The following is a 17,506-nucleotide window of genomic DNA, read 5'->3' as shown; positions in this document are numbered from 1 at the left end:
ACCTTCTTGTTTCTTGTTCCCATCAACCCTTCACCGCGCCGACCGACAGGCCTGCCACCAGCCAGCGCTGGACCGTGAACGTGAGGATTAGGGGAGGAAGGGCGATGACCGTGGCGGCCGCCATAAGGGCGCCCCAGTTCGTCGTGCCTTCGCCGATGAAATTGAATGATGCGACGATTGCGGTCTTCGTTTCGAAGCCTGAGAGCGCCAAGGCGAACAGGAAGTAGTTCCACGAGAACACAAAGCTCATGATCGCGGCCACGACGACTCCCGGATAGATCATCGGAAGGACGATACGCAGGAGGATAGTTCCGCTGCGGCAGCCATCGATCTGACCACTCTCCACGACCTCGCGAGGTGTCGCGTCGAAGTAGGGAAGCAGGATCCAGAGCGCCAGCGGCATGGTGATGACCGTGTGCGCGAGAATAAGCGCCGTATAGCTTCCGGCCAGTCCGACGCTCGAGAACATGATGAACCATGGCAGCAGGAAAAGCGTGCCGGGAGCCATGCGGGCGAATAGACTGACCGTCGCCGGCCATGTCAGTCGGTGCCAGGAGATCGCGAACGCAGCCGGAACGGCGATGGCGAGGCCCAGAAGCGTGGAGCAGCCGGCGACGACCAGCGAGTTCCAGGTAAAAAGAGCGAAGTCGGTGTTGTTGTAGAGCTCAGCATAGTTGTCGAGCGTCGGGCTGAAGAAGAGCTTCGGCGGATAGGCGGTGACTTCCAGCTTGTTCTTGAAGCTCGACAGAGCCATCCAGAGGATCGGCGACATGAAAAGCAGTGCGCCGATCGACAGAAGGAAGCGTGCCGTCTTCGAGGATGATGTGGTGTTCATGTCCAGGACACCTTTCTGCGGAGGCTAGCGAAAAATACGACGGAGCCAAGGACAAGGATTCCGAGCGTGATCATGACAGCCGAGGCGTAGCCGACGTCCATGAAGTCGAAGCCGAGCTTGTAGGCCATGATGTTGAGTGTGGTGGTAGCGTATCCAGGGCCGCCCTGGGTGGTGATGTAGATGATGTCGAAAAAGCGAAGGAGATCGACACTTCTAAGCACGGCGGCCGTCAGCAGCGTTGGGCCGAGGAGTGGCAGTGTGATGAACCAGAACCGCCGAATGCCGATAGCGCCATCGATTTCTGCAGCTTCATAGACACGCAGCGGAAGGGACTGCAGGCCGCCCAGCACGATAAGCGCGACAAACGGGGTCCATTGCCAGGTATCGATCAGTGCGATGACGAGCAGCGACCAGTCAGGAGACGCGAGCCAGAGAAAATGGGGGATCCCCACGATCTCCAGCAGATAGTTCGCGGCGCCTAGGCCAGGATCGAGAACGACGATTGCGATCATGCCAACGACGACAGGAGGCAGCATGAACGGCGACAGGATTGCGGTTCGAACGAGCCCCCGGACCGCGCCAAAGCGATTGAGAAGCAGCGCCAGGGCTGTGCCCAGGATGAGCTGCAAGACGAGTGCCACGAAGAACAGTCCGAAGGTGACCTTCAGTGCAGACCAGAACTGCGGGTCGGCAGTCATGCGTTGATAGTTTCCAAGACCAAGTCCTGGTGATGTGGCGCCCATGGCGCTTCCGCCAAAGCTTAGGTAAATGGCGTAGCAGAGCGGGAAGATCACCATTGCCAAAGTCAAGATCACGGCAGGGGCGATCATCCAGTGTGCAGACATCGCCTTCTGCCCACCAGCGTTTACGGGTTTCATTTCATGCTCCTGTGGTGTGGGACGCTCCGCCGGACTCCGCCGCCGGAGCGTTGCGCCATCAGTTCTGCAGTGCCTGGACCTGTTCGGTCACGGCGCAGGCAGCGGTCTTCGCATCGGCCTGACCGAGCACGACCTGCTGGACGACGTTGCTGAGGATTTCACGAGCTTCCGGCGTGCGAGTCAGCGTTGGCGTCTGGTAGAGCGAGGTGCCTGTGGATGCGATCTCCTTGAGAGCCGCGACCCACTCGGTACGTGCCGAGTTTTCCTTAGCCCAAGCCGCGAATTTTTCGCTATCGAAGACGGATGCTCGGGAAGGTGCGATCCCCTTGTCGGCAAGAACGGCCTGGATTTCCTTACCTGTTGCCCACTGGATGAAGTACCAGGCGGCCTCGGAGCGGCCGGAGTAACCCGAGATTGCAAGGCTCCAGTTCAGCACGACAGGCTTGGAAATACCGGTCTCGCCACCCTTCGGAAGAACGCCAACGCCGATATCTTCAGAACGCCCCTGGTGGGACATGAGGGTCGGGAATTCGTTCGAGGATTCGTTCGTCATCGCGACGCGACCCTGACCAAGAAGATCCATGACCTGCGTGAAGGTGTGGTTGGTGGCGCCGGGCGGGCCGTACTCGCGCAGCATGTCGCCGTAAAGCTGGATGCCCTTGACGGTGCCCGGTTCGCAGAGCGAAGCCTTGCCGCTGGCATCCGTGAACCCACCGCCCATGTTGTAGATGAAGGCGCCGAGCGAGTAGCCGACGGTGCCACGCAGACCGCGTGCAGCCCATGGCGTGATCGAGTTGTCGCACGCCTTGATCTTGGCTGCGACGTCGGGAAGCTGTTCAAGCGTGTTGGGCTTCTGGATGCCGCACTTCTGGAAGACGTCCTTGCGCCAGTAGAACAGTGGGCCTTCTACGTTGATCGGGATGCCGGTCACCTTGTCGCCGAAGACGCCGCTGTTGCGAAGCGCCGGGCTGAAATCATTGAAGTCGAACTCGGGCGACGTCGACGCATCGAGAAGCGGCTTCAGATCGGCGTACCAACCATTCTTCTGAAAAAGCTGGGCTTCGCGGTTCGGAAGGGTGAGAAACACGTCAACATCGGGCGACTTCGCCTGCATCAGCGTGGACAGACGGGTACGGTACTGCTCTTCCGCGAATGCCTCGAAGCGAACCTTGATACCTGTCTTCGCGGTGAACTCCGGTACGCTGTCCTTGATCTTCTGGGTCCAGGACAGGTTGTTCAGCATAAGGTTGATTGTCTCGCCCTCATGCTTCTTCCAATCGAAGTCGGCCGCATGGGCTGCCGAAGCCATCATCATGGCGGTCGCGGCTGCCGCGATATGCATGCTCGTCCAATTCATAAACGGTTCTCCTCCGTGAGTGGGAATCGATTCTGATCCCGCCGCTGGTCGCTTCGGACATCCGTCGCGGCGTTGCGCTCTCCCGGCGCAGGTCGCAACATCATCCGCTCTTTCGTTTTTGTCAACTTGTTTTCGTGTTTGGTCGAATTTGATGCAATGCAAAGCTTTTGTGCGATGCAGCAACCAAAAGCGAAAAGAAAAATACAGGAAAACAGCAAGAGAAGCCGTTTCTGACTTCAAAACAGTGAGCGGTTTTGGTAGATATCCGCGCATATGCATCGTGGAACTCTCTTGAATGAACCAGCCCTCTAGGTCGTCCAATCTGAAACGAAGCGCCGAGCGGCACGCATTGATCATGTCCACACTCGAGGCGGAGGAGTACGTTTCGATCGAGTCGATGGCGGAGCTGTGCGGGACGTCTGTCCAGACTATCCGAAGAGACTTCTCCGAATTGGCAGATAAGGGGCAGGTCGTCCGATATCACGGTGGCGCGAGACTTCCGGATCCGTCGGAGGACAGTCCAAGTTACGAAAACCGGAACAGCACGAACAGTGATGCGAAGGCAGCGGCAAGCGAGTTGTTGCTGAATCTTATCCCTGACGGTGCCACCCTGTTCCTGGCGGGCGGGTCGACGCTTGCGATTTCCGCACGCGTTCTCGCCAGACGCGAGAACCTAACGATCGTCACGAACAACATCCACGCAGCCGTCACGCTCTATGACAGGGCTGGGATCAATGTGTTCGTAACGGGCGGGTGGCTGAGGACTGCTAGTGGATCTCTGATTGGGGACGATGCCGCAAGTGCGGTCGATCGTTTCGCACTTGACTTCGCAATCGTGAGCGCAAGCGGGATCTCGGACCAGGGGGATCTGCTTGAGTTCGACGAAACCTTGGCCGGACCGGTTCGCACGATGATAAAGAATGCACGAGAACGAATCCTGGTGATCGACAGTTCGAAGTTCGCAGCGAAAGGCATTGTCCGGGCAAACCATATTAGAGAGATTGGCCATTTGCTTACTGACCGATCCCCGGGCGAGCATATGAGAGCAATGATTGAAGGATTTGGGTGCGAGCTTCATGTCGCACGGTAATAGTAGTCTAGGCTAAAGCGCCTTTCAGTTGCGGCTGCTCGCAGTGAGCGCTGTCGGGAAAAGCCACAACCCCGTCGGAGAGCCAACACAGGTGACTTTCGCTCTCCAGAGATTACAACGCGATAACAGCTTCGATCTCAATCTGCGCCCAAGGCAGGCGCAGCTCGTGACTGCGCGGCTATTTCGCGGCGTGGGTAGTTGTAATTCAATCCAGTTCTTCGGCCCGATCAACGGCGTGCCCACCGCGCTAAAAGTCGCAATAGCAAGTCGCTATATGTCTGAAGTTCCATAATAAGTCTTATGTGATCGACGTATATAACAGCAATATACAGATGCGACAGATGGGCAAGATAGAGATGCGACATTTTTAGGTCGCGTGCCCTGTTCAGATCGAACGAGGAAAGGAAGACTGGGCGGCTCTTCACACGTATCCGTTTAGAGAGTTGCCATGTCTTGTTTGATTACGATGTCGCAGAAAGAACTCAATAGATTGGAAGTCATTCAGAAGATTCGAGATCGTCGTCTGACGGTTATCCAGGCGACTGCATTGCTGGATCTCAGCCGCAGCCAGATCCATCGTCTTTTACAGGCTTACGACAAGCTTGGGCATTCGGGTCTGATGTCGGGACGACGCGGACGCCCGAGCAATCGTCGTTACAGCGAGGATTTCCGGAATGCGGTGCTTGATTTGATCCGGGCTTATTATCGGGATTTTGGGCCGACACTGGCCTGTGAGAAGCTTGTCGAACGCCACCAGCTTTCGGTCAGCAAGGAGACGCTGCGGCAATGGATGACGGCGGCGGGTTTGTGGACGTTACGGCGCGAACGCAAGCGACAACTGCATCAGCCGCGCGGTCGGCGTGATTGCTTTGGTGAGCTGGTACAGATCGATGGTTCGCATCATTGGTGGTTTGAGGAGCGGGGTCCCAAATGCGCCCTCCTCGTTTATATTGACGATGCCACGGGCAAGCTCCTGCATTTGCGCTTCGCTGGATCAGAGAACACGTTTGATTATTTTCATGCGACGAAGGCCTACCTGCAGCAATGGGGCAAGCCGCTGGCCTTTTACAGTGACAAGCATGGTGTGTTTCGCACGACCCATGGTTCGCAGCAGGATCGCACGAGCGGTCTGACCCAGTTTGGCCGGGCGCTTTATGAACTCAACATCGACATTATCTGCGCCAATACCCCGCAGGCCAAAGGCCGTGTCGAGCGGGCAAACAGAACTTTGCAGGATCGTTTGGTCAAGGAATTGCGACTGCGCGGCATTGATACGATCGAAGCAGCCAATGCTTATGCGCCGGAATATATTGCAGACTTCAATGCTCGTTTTGGCAAGGAGCCGCGCAATCCTAAGGATATGCATCGACCGCTGGCCGCGCATGAGAACATCGATGGTGCGATGTGCCGGAAGGAAGTACGGACACTGTCGCAAACACTGACACTGCGTTACGACAAGGTGCTGTTCATCCTGGAGCCGACGGAGTTTGCAAAGCGGCTGGCTCGACAAAAGGTGATTGTCTGCGACTATCCGGATGGCCGTCTGGAGATCATGTATGGTACGGACACCCTGCCCTACAGAACATTCGACAAGCTTCGTTCTGTTCATCGCTCGCCTGTTGTCGAGAACAAGCGACTGGATGACATGCTTTCGATTGTGGCCGAGATGCAGGCAGGCCGGGAACTGCAACGCAGCCAGAGCGGTCCCCGTCGCACAGGTCAGACGAACCATTTGTTTGGCGTGCCTGATGGCGGCATTGCCAAGTTGTTTGAGCTTGGCGTTTCCAGTATCGGTGCGGCATGAAATTACCGAATTCTTTTCCCCGGTTGAAGGGGTTTCGCTTTCCGCGTGAGATTGTCGCTTATGCAGTATGGGTCTATCACCGGTTTGCGCTGAGCACGGCCGATGTGGAAGATCTTCTTGCAGAGCGAGGCGTGATCGTAAGCCGGGAAACGGTTCGCCTTTGGGTCAACCGCTTTGGTAGCCATTTTGCTCATTGCATTCGCAAAGAGCGGCCAAGGCCGAATGACAAGTGGCATATAGACGAGGTCGTCATCACGATCAGCGGCAGGAAATTCTGGCTCTGGCGTGCAATTGATGCGCACGGCGATGTTCTCGACATCCTGGTTCAAGCGCGCCGTAATACAAAAGCCGCCAAACGCTTCTTCTCAAGGCTGGTCAGGCAATTCGGTCAGCCCCGTGTCGTCGTGACGGACAAGCTTGGTAGCTATGTTAAACCGATACAGGCTATCGCGCCAAATGCCGATCATCGTGCTCATAAGGGCTTGAACAACAGAATTGAAAACTCGCATCGTCTGTGCCGAAAACGTGAGAAGATCATGGGGCGGTTTAAATCGCCGCGTCAGGCGCAACGGTTTTTGTCAGCCCACGATCAAATCAACACGATCTTCCGTCCTCGACGTTACAATCTCACCGCCATCTCCTACAGACATGCAAGGGCAGATGCTTTCTGCCTGTGGGCCGAATATACCGCAGAAATGGCCACTTGAAAAACACATGCGCAAGCTGCTCGAAGCCCTGCCCAAACAACTTGGCAATGCCCTGCCTGATCTGATTTCGAAGGTTTGTGCGGAGCATTCCCGCTTGAGTTGGCTTGATTTGGTCCACTTTTGACACCCGCGAATATATCGTTGTTTTGGAGCAGGTATGGATCGTCTGCTCCGGCCAGCAATAAACGTAGAGCGTCAACGACTGCTGACTTTCCAACGTTATCTGGTCCCACGATGATATTGAGTCCCTCGTTGAAGTCGAGGGATACCTTCGAAAATTTGCGAAAGTTCGAGACTTTCAAATTTGCCAAATACATTGATTCTCCCCAGCCAACATATAACAGCGTTATTCGAAGCGTATGTAAACTGCGGAGCCCGGTTTGGGTCGTCAAAGTTGTTGAGTTGCGCACCAAATTGGTCTTGTCTTGACAATGGTCACAAAAGTGGCGGATAGCTTGCCTCCCCTGCGGCTTAGCCAAAATGGTGATCCGTTAAATTTCAATCACTTGCTGTTAGACTGACTATGGTTCGCGGTTCGAACCCATTCAAGGCATTTAGAGTTTTAGGTTTTGCCGGATAAAGCCATCAGCCGGGCTCCCGTAGTCGGCCCCGTTCTAGTCATCAGAATCTGGGTCAGGCCGGAGATGAGATCCTTTCTATGCCAAGAAATTTCCCTTCATCGAGGTGTCGGGCGCTTCTGGCGCGGCGTCGGCATAAGAACAGGAGATCGCTGAACTGCGGCCGCCGTGCTCTGCGTTGTCCTATTGGAGAAGTTGACCACATCGACAAATAGGTCAGTCAAACCAATTCTGGCGAGGCTACTTCATTAAAATGCTATTTCGGACCAACACTCTTGGAGGAATCGAGTAATTAATCGACAACTGGGCAAAACACAGTGATCTAGTATATCCATCTTTTGAATTAGTCCATTATCGCCTTGGTTATCCGCTTGACTTTCGAACTTTAATCGAGCAAATATTCGATTATCGATTAAATGATCGAGTAAAGAGCCGGGAGGGCTTTAGGGAGGTTTCCATGTTTCGAAGCACGATCTGCGCAATAGTTGTGTCGGCATCCGTCCTGTATGCGCCGTTCACGGCGCACGCTCAGGCGCTCAACGGCAAGAAAATTGGCATTGCGGCGCGCGAGATTACCAACGATTACAACCGCGACATCATCGCGGGTGCACAATCACTGTTGGAAAAGGACGGCGCTCAAGTCGTCGTGACTGACGGCGGAGCTGACCCGCGCAAGCACAATGAAAACATTGAAAGCCTCATCAATTCAGGCGTTTCGGGGATTATTGTCCAACTGGGCGACGCTCAGCAGTTGGCGCCAATCGTAAAGAAGGCAAGCGCGGCGGGTATTCCAGTCGTAACAACCTCAATCGGCTCGAAGGTCGAAGGCTCAGTCGCCGATGTCGGCGGTGACGATCCTCTCATGTCTGCAATTATGGGTCGGGCGCTGCTCTCAAGTATTCACTATAAAGGCGATATCTATGTTTTCTGGGTACCAGGCGCCCCCTTGCTCGAAACACGCAAGCGTATCCTCCAGGCGATTGTCGCCGACTATCCGCAGGTTAAGCTGCATGAAGTGCCGACCGAGCATAGCGTCGCGCGAGTTCAGGCGCAGATGGAAGATATTCTGACCGCCAATCCCGAGCCGGGCAGCATCGCCGCCGTGTGGGGCGCTTATGATTTGCTGGTTTCTGGCGCGGTGGAGTCCATCCGACGCAATGGCCGCAATGAAATTAAGGTCGCTTCAATTGACGGAGATCGCGTCGGTTTTCAGATGTTGCTGGACGTCGACAGCCCGTTTATTGCGACAGTCGTACAGGACGTTCCGCGTATTGGCGCTCTTGCCGCCGAGATTTTGACCCAAAAGCTGGGGGGGAAGGAAGAGTTTCCCGATACGCTATTTACCGATGCATGGCTGGCCACTCGCGCAAATGGGGTAGCAGCGGCTGAAAAGCGCTGGGGCTCCAATGTTTGGGACGATCTTGCCATCCCGCGTTCGGATGTCGAAAGCCGCTGGAAGCAGGACGGTGAGCTTCAGGTTGTCCATCCCGTTTTGCCCTGACGGAACTATGGTCGGGGCGCGGGTACGCCCGCGCCCTGACATGTGAAATAAAGCAAGAGGTTCTGTCATGGTTCCGCACCAAACGGGCAAGCCTGCGGGGAGTGCGTCCGCGCCTGCGCTGGAATGCCGTTCAATCCGCAAGATCTTTCCTGGTGTGACTGCGCTCAGTGATGTGTCGCTTTCGATCCGTAAGGGTGAAATACATGCTCTTCTGGGCCAGAATGGCGCGGGCAAGTCAACGCTCGTAAAAGTTTTAACCGGTGTTTATCAGACCGATGGCGGCGAGATATTCGTTGACGGTAATCCCGTCCGCATGCGCAGTGCGGTGGACGCTGAAGCCAACGGCATCGCTATTGTTCATCAAGACCAACAGCTAATTGCGCAATTCGATGTCACACAGAATATCTTTCTGGGACATGAAAAATTGTCCGGAGGCTTTCTGGATAAGAGGGCCATGGCCGCCGTCGCCGAGACGGCTCTTGAGCGTGTAGGCGCGGCATTTACTCCCGACACTCTAGTGCGAGATTTGAGCGTCGCGCAACGTGAACAGGTGTCTATTGCCGCGGCCTTGTTGCGCGATCCCAAGATTCTCATCCTGGATGAACCAACAGCATCGTTAAGCGAGAAAGAAGCCGAGCTTCTTTTCACCATGATCCGCTCGTTGCGAGATCAAGGTGTAACAATCATCTATATCTCACATTATCTCGATGAAGTGCTGGATCTGGTCGACCGCATCACCATCTTACGTGACGGACGTCTTGTCGAAACACGTGATGCGCTGGGCACAAGCCGCGCGGACATTGTGCAAATGATGGTCGGACGAGAGATTTCCCAACTTTATCCGAAAGAAGCCCTCCCACTGGGGGAGGTACTGATTGAAGTAAGGGGGCTCCAACAGGGGCAAGCTGTTCGTGGAGTGGATTTTTCCGTCAGACGGGGTGAAATTTTTGGCATTGCCGGTTTAATGGGGGCAGGTCGTTCGGAATTGGCGATGGCGCTGATTGGAGCCTTGCCGCGGAGTGCAGGTGAAGTCATCTTGCGGGGACAGGCGTCCGCTCCTGCCAATCCTGGCACTGCAAGACGTGAAGGGTTCGCAATTATTCCCGAGGACCGGCGGCATGAAGGCCTCCTCACTGGCATGACGATGCGCGAAAATCTAACCTTGCCTAATATCGGACTCTGGTCGCGTGGTGGGCTGATCAATCTGCGGCAAGAAAAGGCGGATGCAGCCTCGATAGTGCGGAACTTGAACATTCAGCCCCCTGTTCTCAACCACCTTGCGCGCAACCTTTCAGGTGGCAACCAGCAGAAGGTCGTTATCGGCAGGTGGCTTCCGGGCGATTCCGAGGTTTTCCTATTCGATGAGCCGACGACCGGCGTCGATGTCGGATCAAAGGTAGAAATCTATCGACAGATGATCGAATTGGCGAGGCGCGGTGCAGCGGTCTTTTTCATCTCTTCCGATTTCGAGGAAGTCGCCGGCATGTGCGATCGCGTCGCGGTTATGCACAAGGGACGGATAAACACTGTTCTTGAAGGTCAGAACAGCAATCCCGAGACCATGCTGTACTGGGCTTCCGGCAGCAACGAAAAAGAACAGCACACGCCCGCTACCCCTGCCGCACAGCACGGACATATGCGACCGGAAACGCAGAAACCAACGAAAACGACGGTGACCCGCTGGTCAACCCTCGGCGGTATGGCGCTGGTGCTGGCGGTCATTACACTTCTCGCCCCCAATTTTCTTTCGATAGGAAATGTTTTCGATGTGCTGAAACAGGGCAGCGTTCTGGCGTTCATCGCTCTTGGCTTGACCATTGTGCTCGTTGCTGGTGGTTTTGACATGTCGGCTGGCGCTGCAAGTCAGTTGACCACCAATATCGCGTCCGGCCTTCTTATCGGAGGTACAGGCATGATCGGCGCGATCGGTATGGGTTTGGCTACGGGCGCCGCAATTGGCGTGGTCAATGCGATGCTCGTACTTTTCTTCGGCATGCCGGCTTTTGTCGCCTCACTTGGCACGATGTTCGTCACCATGGGCGCGACATTGCTCTATAATGGCGGCCAGGCGTTAACGCTCTCAAATGAGCCTGCCTTCTTCTTCATCGGTCAGGGATATGTTGGCCCCGTGCCGTTTGTATTCATCCTGCTGCTTGTCGTGGCGGTGCTTCTGCACTTGTTATTGCGCCATACCAGACTGGGCTTGCGGATGTATGCGGTCGGGCAAAATCTTGAAGCCGCCGAATTGCGCGGCGTGGCTCGCTCGCCCTATGCTTTTGCATCTTTTGTGATTGGCGGATTGGTTCTGGGTCTGGCGGGCGTCGTTCTTGCTTCCTACAGTTACGGCGCATCTGCTTTGGCGACCGGCATAGATTTTCTGATCAGCGCGCTGGCGGCGGCCTTTCTGGGCAGCGCGCTGTCGCGGGCCGGTGACCTTAGTGTCACAGGAACGGTGATTACGGCGCTCTTCCTTGCTTCCTTGTCGAATGGCCTTGTCCTGATCGGCGTTTCAAGTCAGTTGCTTCCGGCCATCCAGGGGCTCGTTCTCATTCTCTCTATTGCGCTGGGTGTGTTTCGGCGACGGGAGATTGGGCAGGTACTGATTTTTTGAGGGCTTCGCGATGAACACTATGGTCACTTCCTCTGTATTCATCCGCAGTGCAGTGGATTTTCTGCGCAATTATGGCGCGATAATCGGCATGCTGCTCGTACTTGTGCTGTTCTATCTGCTCAAGCCGGCTTTTCTCAGTCCTGCGAACATCGCAAATGTCCTACGCCAGAGTACCGTCCTTATCATTCTTGCAATCGGATTGACTGTCGTTATGTCGATGCGCGGGGTGGATCTTTCCGTGGCGCAGGTTGCGGATGCCGCCGGACTGATCGCTGCATTACTGATTATCCATCACTATCCAGTGTGGATGGCCTATCTTTTGCCGCTTTGTTTTGGACTGTGCATCGGTCTGATCAATGCCGTGCTCATGGGCTATATCGGAGTACCAGCAATTATCGGAACACTAGGGATGATGTTTATTATCCGTTCCGGCGAATTGATGATGACAAACGGTGCGGAGCCCCAGATGCTCTTCACGCTGCCGCGCGGCATGACGAAGCCCTTCCTGTTTCTCGGTCAGGGGATGATTGGTCCATTCTCAGCATTGATCGTTATGACAATCATCGTCTTAATAGTTACATTCGTGCTGATGCGCTATACTCCCTTTGCTCGTCAAGCCAAGGCGGTGGGGCTGAACGTTCGGGCCGCGTTCCTCGCTGGAATTGATATCCGGCGCATCTTTGGAGCTGGCTTTGTGGTCGCGAGTCTGCTTGCTGCAATCGCAGGCGTTGCTCTCGTCTCTAGGACCGGTATCGCGGTGCCACGTGGAGCAGAACCTTATCTGCTTGATGCTTTCGCGGCAGCGTATTTGGGGACGCTCGCTTCCAGACGTGGCGAAATGAACATACTCGGCACAATACTTGGCGCTTTGTTCATTGCTTTCCTCGGTAACGGACTGACGCTGCTCGGTCTTGGAGCGCCTTACCGTCTCGCGCTGAACGGAGCCTTCATTCTGTTCGCCATGGCTGTCGGCGGACTGAAACGTCAACATTGAAACAATCGAGGAGAGAACTGATGATTATCGATGCGCATAACCATCTTGGCGTCCGCGCTGGTGCAGTTCAGACAGGGGCGGACCTGATCGCAAGGATCGACGCGGTAGGTGTGGATAAGGCTGTGATATTTCCCTTTGTGGAAGGGAATTTCACCAATGAACCCATTAAGGAAGCATTCGATCAGTTTCCCGACCGCCTTATCCCTTTTTGTGCTGTCAATGCATGGGAGGCAGGTGCCGCCGATGAGGTGCGCCGATGTGTGGTGGATTGGGGTTTCAAAGGGTTGAAACTGCATCCCACCATAAATGGCTATCATCTTTCAGATCCACACCTAGTCGATCCACTATTCAAGGTCGCGGATGAGCTCGGCATTCCAGTGATCGTGCATGGCGCTAGCGATCTTTATAACAGTCCCCCTGAGTTCGCACTCATGGCTGCGCGCTTTCCCAATGTGCCGCTCCTGATGGCGCATATGGGCTTTTTTTGGTCCGTGGATCAGGCGATCAGCTTCGCACGAGAATTCCCGAACCTCTATCTGGAAACATCACGGGCACCGATATTCGAGATTCAGACCGCCGTTCGTGCGCTCGGTCCAGATAAGGTAATCTGGGGAACAGATTCGCCGTTCGTTGATTACGAATGGGAGTTCAGAAAGATGGAAAGAGCGACGGACGATTCCGAAGGCTACTCAAAAATCGTAGGTGGTAACATCGCCCGCCTGTTGAAGCTGTAAAAAGGGTAGCTTATGCCGATGAGCAAGCGATCCACAAACAGAGGGGCGGGGCAATGAGCAGTCATGGGGATAAGGGTGAAGTCAACGGCTACAGGCGTCTTGACCTTGCTGCCCGTGCGGCATGGCTTTATTACGAAAAGAGCAAAACACAAGATCAGATCGCAGCAGAACTCGGAGTTTCACGACAAGTCGTGCAGCGTTTGATTGCGCTTGCGCAAAGTGAACGTCTTATTCGTTTTCAACTCGTTCATCCCATGAGCGAATGCATCGAACTAGCGGAGCGGCTCATGGATCGCTTTTCGTTGCAGTATTGTGACGTTGCTATGAACGAATTCGGTAATATCGAGGATATACCCGCAGTCGGTCTGCATGCGGCATTGTATCTCGAGACGGTCTTACAGCAGAAAGCGCCACTGACTATTGCTATCGGGAATGGCAAGGCGATGCGCGAAGTGTCCCGGCGTTTGCAGCCCATCAATCGTCCGCAGCACAAATGTGTATCGTTAATGGGCAATTTGACCCGGGATGGGCGAGCGAGCCATTACGACGTGGTCACTTGGCTTTCCGAACGGATCGGCGCCCAATGTTTTCCCCTGCCAATGCCCGTCGTTACACATTCCATCGATGAGCGGGAGGTATTACAGGCCCAACCTGGATATCGCAACCTTAAGGCTCTGGTCGGGGAGGCAAGCCTTCTTATGATGGGAATTGGCTATTGGGGGCCGGAGGCATCGCTTTACATGGACGGGTTCATCACGGCAGCCGAAACCGGGCAAGCGATGGAATGTGGAGCAATCGGAGAGCTGCTAGGAACCGCTATTGATGCGAATGGGCGTGTTGTCGATGCTGATTATCATCCGCGACTGACGTCCTTTGCGCTGACTTCTCCAGCCGAGCGACCGACGGTGATTGTTGGTTCCGGGACAAATCGTGCAGCCGCTATCACGGCGGCACTCGCGGCGAAACTTGCTAATGGTCTTATCACCGATGAGAATACAGCACGCCGGATATTAGACGGGGTGTAATTCGCGCGCTTTCATATATTGGCACCCCCCGACAGCCAACCCTTGAACCAGACGACACTCCATGCATGCGATGGTTCCTCGGGCTCAGAAATCCCGCGACCATGAAAGTCCAGTTTGTACCCGCTTGAATAAAGGATACCCTCGTGACCAAGCTATCGCGCGCAACGCTTCAAAGCTTCGATAAGGTGCACAAGCCCGGCTACGACCCTGCCGGGTTAAAGCCGGGTATCGTGCATTTCGGCGTCGGCAATTTTCACCGCGCCCATCAGGCAGTCTATCTGGACGATCTGTTTGCGACTGGCGAGGGGCACGACTGGGCGCTGGTGGGCGCCGGTGTGCGTGGCAGCGACGACGCCATGCGTGATACGCTCAAAGTCCAGGACTGGCTGACGACTGTTGTGGAACAGGAGGCCGATCATGCGGGCGCGCGCATCACCGCATCGATGGTCGATTATGTGACGATTTCGACCGAGGAAGGGCGCAAGGCCCTGATGGCCTATCTGACATCAGCCGATACGCGCATCGTTTCGATGACGATCACGGAGGGCGGCTATTATATCGACCCGGCAAGCCAGACCTTCGACCCCGCCCATCCGGATATCGTGGCCGATGCCGCGCATCCGGACCATCCGAAAACCGTGTTCGGCCTGATCGTTCAGGCACTGAAGCTGCGCAAGGCGGCGGGTGTCCAGCCTTTCACGGTCATGTCCTGTGATAACATTCCGGGCAACGGGCATGTGACGGAAGACGCCGTGACGGGGCTTGCCAAGCTGAGCGAGCCGGCCTTTGCCGACTGGATTTCTGCCAATGTCGCTTTCCCGAATTCGATGGTGGATCGCATTACGCCCGCCACCGGCGCGCGCGAACGCGAGATTGCCGCGAAGGATTTCGGTGTCGATGACGGCTGGCCGGTCTTCTGCGAAGTTTTCAAGCAATGGGTGATGGAGGATAATTTCCCGACCGGACGCCCGGCTCTGGAAAAAGTCGGCGTCACCTTCACCGATCAGGTTGCCGCTTATGAACTGATGAAAATCCGCATCCTGAATGGCGGCCACGCGGCCATCGCCTATCCGGGCGGCTTGCTCGACATTCATTTCGTGCATGAGGCCATGGAGCATCCGCTGATCCGGCGCTATCTGGAGAAGTTGACCAAGGAGGAGATCATCCCGGAAGTGCCGCCCGTGCCGGATACCGATCTTGAAGCCTATCGCGTGTTGATCGACAAGCGCTTCGCCAATCCTAGCATTGGCGACACCATCCGCCGCTTGTGTCTCGATGGCTCCAACCGCCAGCCGAAATTCATTCTGCCCACCGCTGCTGACCGCGTGGCGAAGGGCCATTCGGTGACCGGGCTTGCGCTCGTTTCCGCTTTCTGGTGCCGCTATTGCTATGGCACCACAGACAGCGGCGCTGTCATCGAGCCGAATGATCCGTCATGGGATCGCCTGACCAAGCAGGCAGCGCGCGCCAAAGCCGACCCGGCTGCGTGGCTTTACATGGATGATATTTTCGGAGCGCTTGCCGCTAATCCCGCCTATGTCGCCGCATTCAGTTCGGCGTTGAAAGCGATCTGGCAGGATGGCACGGTCAAGACGTTGGAACGCTACCTTGCGGGGCAGCCACTCTGATCAGAGCGGCGCTGCAATCAGATGCCCGGTCGCGGCGTGGCGCATGACTTCCATCGGCACGCCGTAAATCTCTTACAATGCATAGTTCGACACGTCGCTGGGTTACATCAATCGAACGCAAAATCATGTGTGTTGCTTTGAATACCCGTCCACGCCGCACAAATTAATCTGCGCGCGACATCGGTATCGGATTATTGGATTTGAACGTGGAGCCGCCATCGCCATTCAATTTTGTGCAAAGACAGAGAGACGCAATTTGTTCTAACTCGTTGAAGAATTATATTTTATTGGGAAAGGCCCATGTTCTTGACTGGCAATCAGATTAGCGATGAATGATAGATAGACTTACGCGCCGTTTTCGTCATTTTGATGAGCGTTTGCCAACATCGGTTCCCCAACACGTCGAATTTCTTCCTCATCTAACCTTCTTTCAATGAATGGCTCTGAAACTGTTTAGCGCCTCCTATCACTTAGCATAGAATGTTTTCTCCGTTTAGAAGATGGTCCCCCATAGCCAATAGTGCGAAAATTATCTCTCTATTTTGTTTCTCATAACAGAATCGAAAGGAGGACTGAAACGTGGTCTTGTCGCTGCCGCGCGCGGCACTTCATAACAAACGGATTAGCATATCAATGTCGGCATTGGTAATGATCTTCCTGTTATTCGGGCTTGTTGCGTGTAGCTCCAAGCTAGAGCGAAGCGCTGCGAGTGTGTCGTTTTCTCGAACTGACTGCAAACGCGTGACAGTTTATGTTTCTACTGTCAGGGCCCCAGTAGATGATTCTGGTACAACGTTTGCGAGTGGCTACTCACCGCACCTGAGATTTGTGAAACATGTAGTATCAGTCCCACCTACTCACAAAGCTAACGTGGTTGAATGGCCCAGTGCACGACCAGATCCGGCCAAGGAATTTGTTACACTGACATCCCGGAGCCTCACTGCAGACGAGTTTTATTCGGCTATAGTTTCTGCCAATCGTATCCCTTCTGTCCGACTATTTGTACATGGATATAATAACACTTATCAGGAATCGGTCTACCGACTCGCGCAACTTGCAGCAGATTCCCATGATGGCCAGACCGCAGTGTTATTTGCCTGGCCGTCCCAGGGTAACGCGCTAAGCTACAGCACGGACAGGCGCGCTGCGCTAGCTTCGACCGCCGGTCTTGCCGAGACAATTGAGATCCTTGTCCAGGGAGGAAGGATCAAGGTCGGCCTCCTTGCACATAGCATGGGAGCGTGGCTTGCGATGGAAACCCTATCCGGATTGAGCCGAACCTCTCGACGTCAGGTGGCTAGGCGTTTGGACAATATAGTATTAGCCGCCCCAGATATCGATACTAATGATATGATCCGTCAACTAAATACGATCGGGCGACTTGCGCACCCACTGAATCTGCTGGTATCTGGTGACGATGAAGCGCTGGCGGTGTCCCGGATTATTACCGGTGGTCAACGAGTAGGGGCGGACGACGTTTATAATCCATGGGTCAAGAGGGCCGCTATGCGATATGGGGCGCGGGTTATCGATATTTCGGAACTCAGCGCTTCTGACAGTTTTCGGCATTCTCGGTTCACCGCGATGGTGTCACTCTACTCGAAGTTTCACAGTCAAATAGACGATCAATCTGCCGTGAAATATGCTGGACCGGGTACTTATGTTTTTCATGCTGCGACCGCTCAGTTGGAGCCCACTGATCAATGAGTACATGTAGTGTCCACCATCGGTGTGAAGTTCGATAACTACTGTACATCACAATTT

General features: G+C 54.9%; 14 protein-coding genes. 10 read left to right on the top strand and 4 right to left on the bottom strand.

The genetic code is table 11. The features are described 5' to 3' along the window. Positions 1 to 22 precede the first annotated feature (22 nt). From WIX40_RS20785 to WIX40_RS20775, 3 genes are read right to left on the bottom strand one after another with little or no spacing between them, the layout of a single operon-like run. Complete coding sequence (locus tag WIX40_RS20785; RefSeq protein WP_339441877.1) at positions 23 to 835, bottom strand: carbohydrate ABC transporter permease; 813 nt, start codon at positions 833 to 835, stop codon at positions 23 to 25. Then, positions 832 to 1,713, bottom strand: a complete 882-nt coding sequence (locus tag WIX40_RS20780; protein ID WP_339441876.1) for a carbohydrate ABC transporter permease — start codon at positions 1,711 to 1,713, stop codon at positions 832 to 834. The genes WIX40_RS20785 and WIX40_RS20780 overlap by 4 nt, the downstream gene beginning before the upstream one ends. 58 nt (positions 1,714 to 1,771) lie before the next feature. After that, on the bottom strand, positions 1,772 to 3,070 hold the full coding sequence (locus tag WIX40_RS20775) for an ABC transporter substrate-binding protein (protein WP_339441875.1): 1,299 nt from the start codon (positions 3,068 to 3,070) through the stop codon (positions 1,772 to 1,774). A gap of 295 nt (positions 3,071 to 3,365) precedes the next feature. Here WIX40_RS20775 and WIX40_RS20770 point away from each other — a divergent pair, with 295 nt between their 5' ends. From WIX40_RS20770 to WIX40_RS20760, 3 genes are all read left to right on the top strand, one after another. Next, positions 3,366 to 4,160 (top strand): DeoR/GlpR family DNA-binding transcription regulator, encoded by a 795-nt coding sequence (locus WIX40_RS20770; protein WP_339441874.1) that lies wholly within the window; start codon positions 3,366 to 3,368, stop codon positions 4,158 to 4,160. A gap of 448 nt (positions 4,161 to 4,608) precedes the next feature. Beyond that, entirely contained in the window at positions 4,609 to 5,964 is a 1,356-nt protein-coding gene (locus WIX40_RS20765) for an ISNCY family transposase (RefSeq protein ID WP_339441873.1), read from the top strand. Next, on the top strand, positions 5,961 to 6,671 hold the full coding sequence (locus WIX40_RS20760) for an IS6 family transposase (RefSeq protein ID WP_339441872.1): 711 nt from the start codon (positions 5,961 to 5,963) through the stop codon (positions 6,669 to 6,671). The genes WIX40_RS20765 and WIX40_RS20760 overlap by 4 nt, the downstream gene beginning before the upstream one ends. On the opposite strand, the gene WIX40_RS20755 is transcribed toward WIX40_RS20760, so the two are convergent. Beyond that, positions 6,605 to 6,988, bottom strand: a complete 384-nt coding sequence (locus WIX40_RS20755) for an AAA family ATPase (protein WP_339441870.1) — start codon at positions 6,986 to 6,988, stop codon at positions 6,605 to 6,607. The two genes, WIX40_RS20760 and WIX40_RS20755, sit on opposite strands and share 67 nt — an antisense overlap. Before the next feature lie 718 nt (positions 6,989 to 7,706). Between WIX40_RS20755 and WIX40_RS20750 the strand changes: the two genes are divergently transcribed. The 7 genes from WIX40_RS20750 (at position 7,707) to WIX40_RS20720 (ending at position 17,449) form a co-directional block, all read left to right on the top strand. Then, on the top strand, positions 7,707 to 8,750 hold the full coding sequence (locus WIX40_RS20750) for a substrate-binding domain-containing protein (RefSeq protein ID WP_339441869.1): 1,044 nt from the start codon (positions 7,707 to 7,709) through the stop codon (positions 8,748 to 8,750). A gap of 67 nt (positions 8,751 to 8,817) precedes the next feature. Next, positions 8,818 to 11,361 (top strand): ATP-binding cassette domain-containing protein, encoded by a 2,544-nt coding sequence (locus WIX40_RS20745; RefSeq protein WP_339441867.1) that lies wholly within the window; start codon positions 8,818 to 8,820, stop codon positions 11,359 to 11,361. Between the two features lie 10 nt (positions 11,362 to 11,371). Continuing rightward, entirely contained in the window at positions 11,372 to 12,355 is a 984-nt protein-coding gene (locus tag WIX40_RS20740; protein ID WP_339441865.1) for an ABC transporter permease, read from the top strand. A gap of 20 nt (positions 12,356 to 12,375) precedes the next feature. Then, a complete protein-coding gene (locus WIX40_RS20735) occupies positions 12,376 to 13,089 on the top strand; it encodes an amidohydrolase family protein (RefSeq protein ID WP_339441863.1) in 714 nt (237 codons plus the stop codon). 53 nt (positions 13,090 to 13,142) lie between these two features. After that, positions 13,143 to 14,114 (top strand): sugar-binding transcriptional regulator, encoded by a 972-nt coding sequence (locus WIX40_RS20730; RefSeq protein ID WP_339441861.1) that lies wholly within the window; start codon positions 13,143 to 13,145, stop codon positions 14,112 to 14,114. Positions 14,115 to 14,257: 143 nt separating this feature from the next. Next, on the top strand, positions 14,258 to 15,742 hold the full coding sequence (locus WIX40_RS20725; RefSeq protein ID WP_339441859.1) for a mannitol dehydrogenase family protein: 1,485 nt from the start codon (positions 14,258 to 14,260) through the stop codon (positions 15,740 to 15,742). A 633-nt stretch (positions 15,743 to 16,375) separates the two neighbouring features. Further along, positions 16,376 to 17,449, top strand: a complete 1,074-nt coding sequence (locus WIX40_RS20720; RefSeq protein ID WP_339441857.1) for an alpha/beta hydrolase — start codon at positions 16,376 to 16,378, stop codon at positions 17,447 to 17,449. Positions 17,450 to 17,506: the final 57 nt, after the last annotated feature.

Source organism: Ochrobactrum teleogrylli (assembly GCF_037482325.1).
Classification (GTDB): Bacteria; Pseudomonadota; Alphaproteobacteria; order Rhizobiales; family Rhizobiaceae; genus Brucella; species Brucella teleogrylli.
The sequence above is the reverse complement of the archived record's forward strand: the minus strand, read 5'-3'. Positions and strand labels throughout refer to the sequence as shown.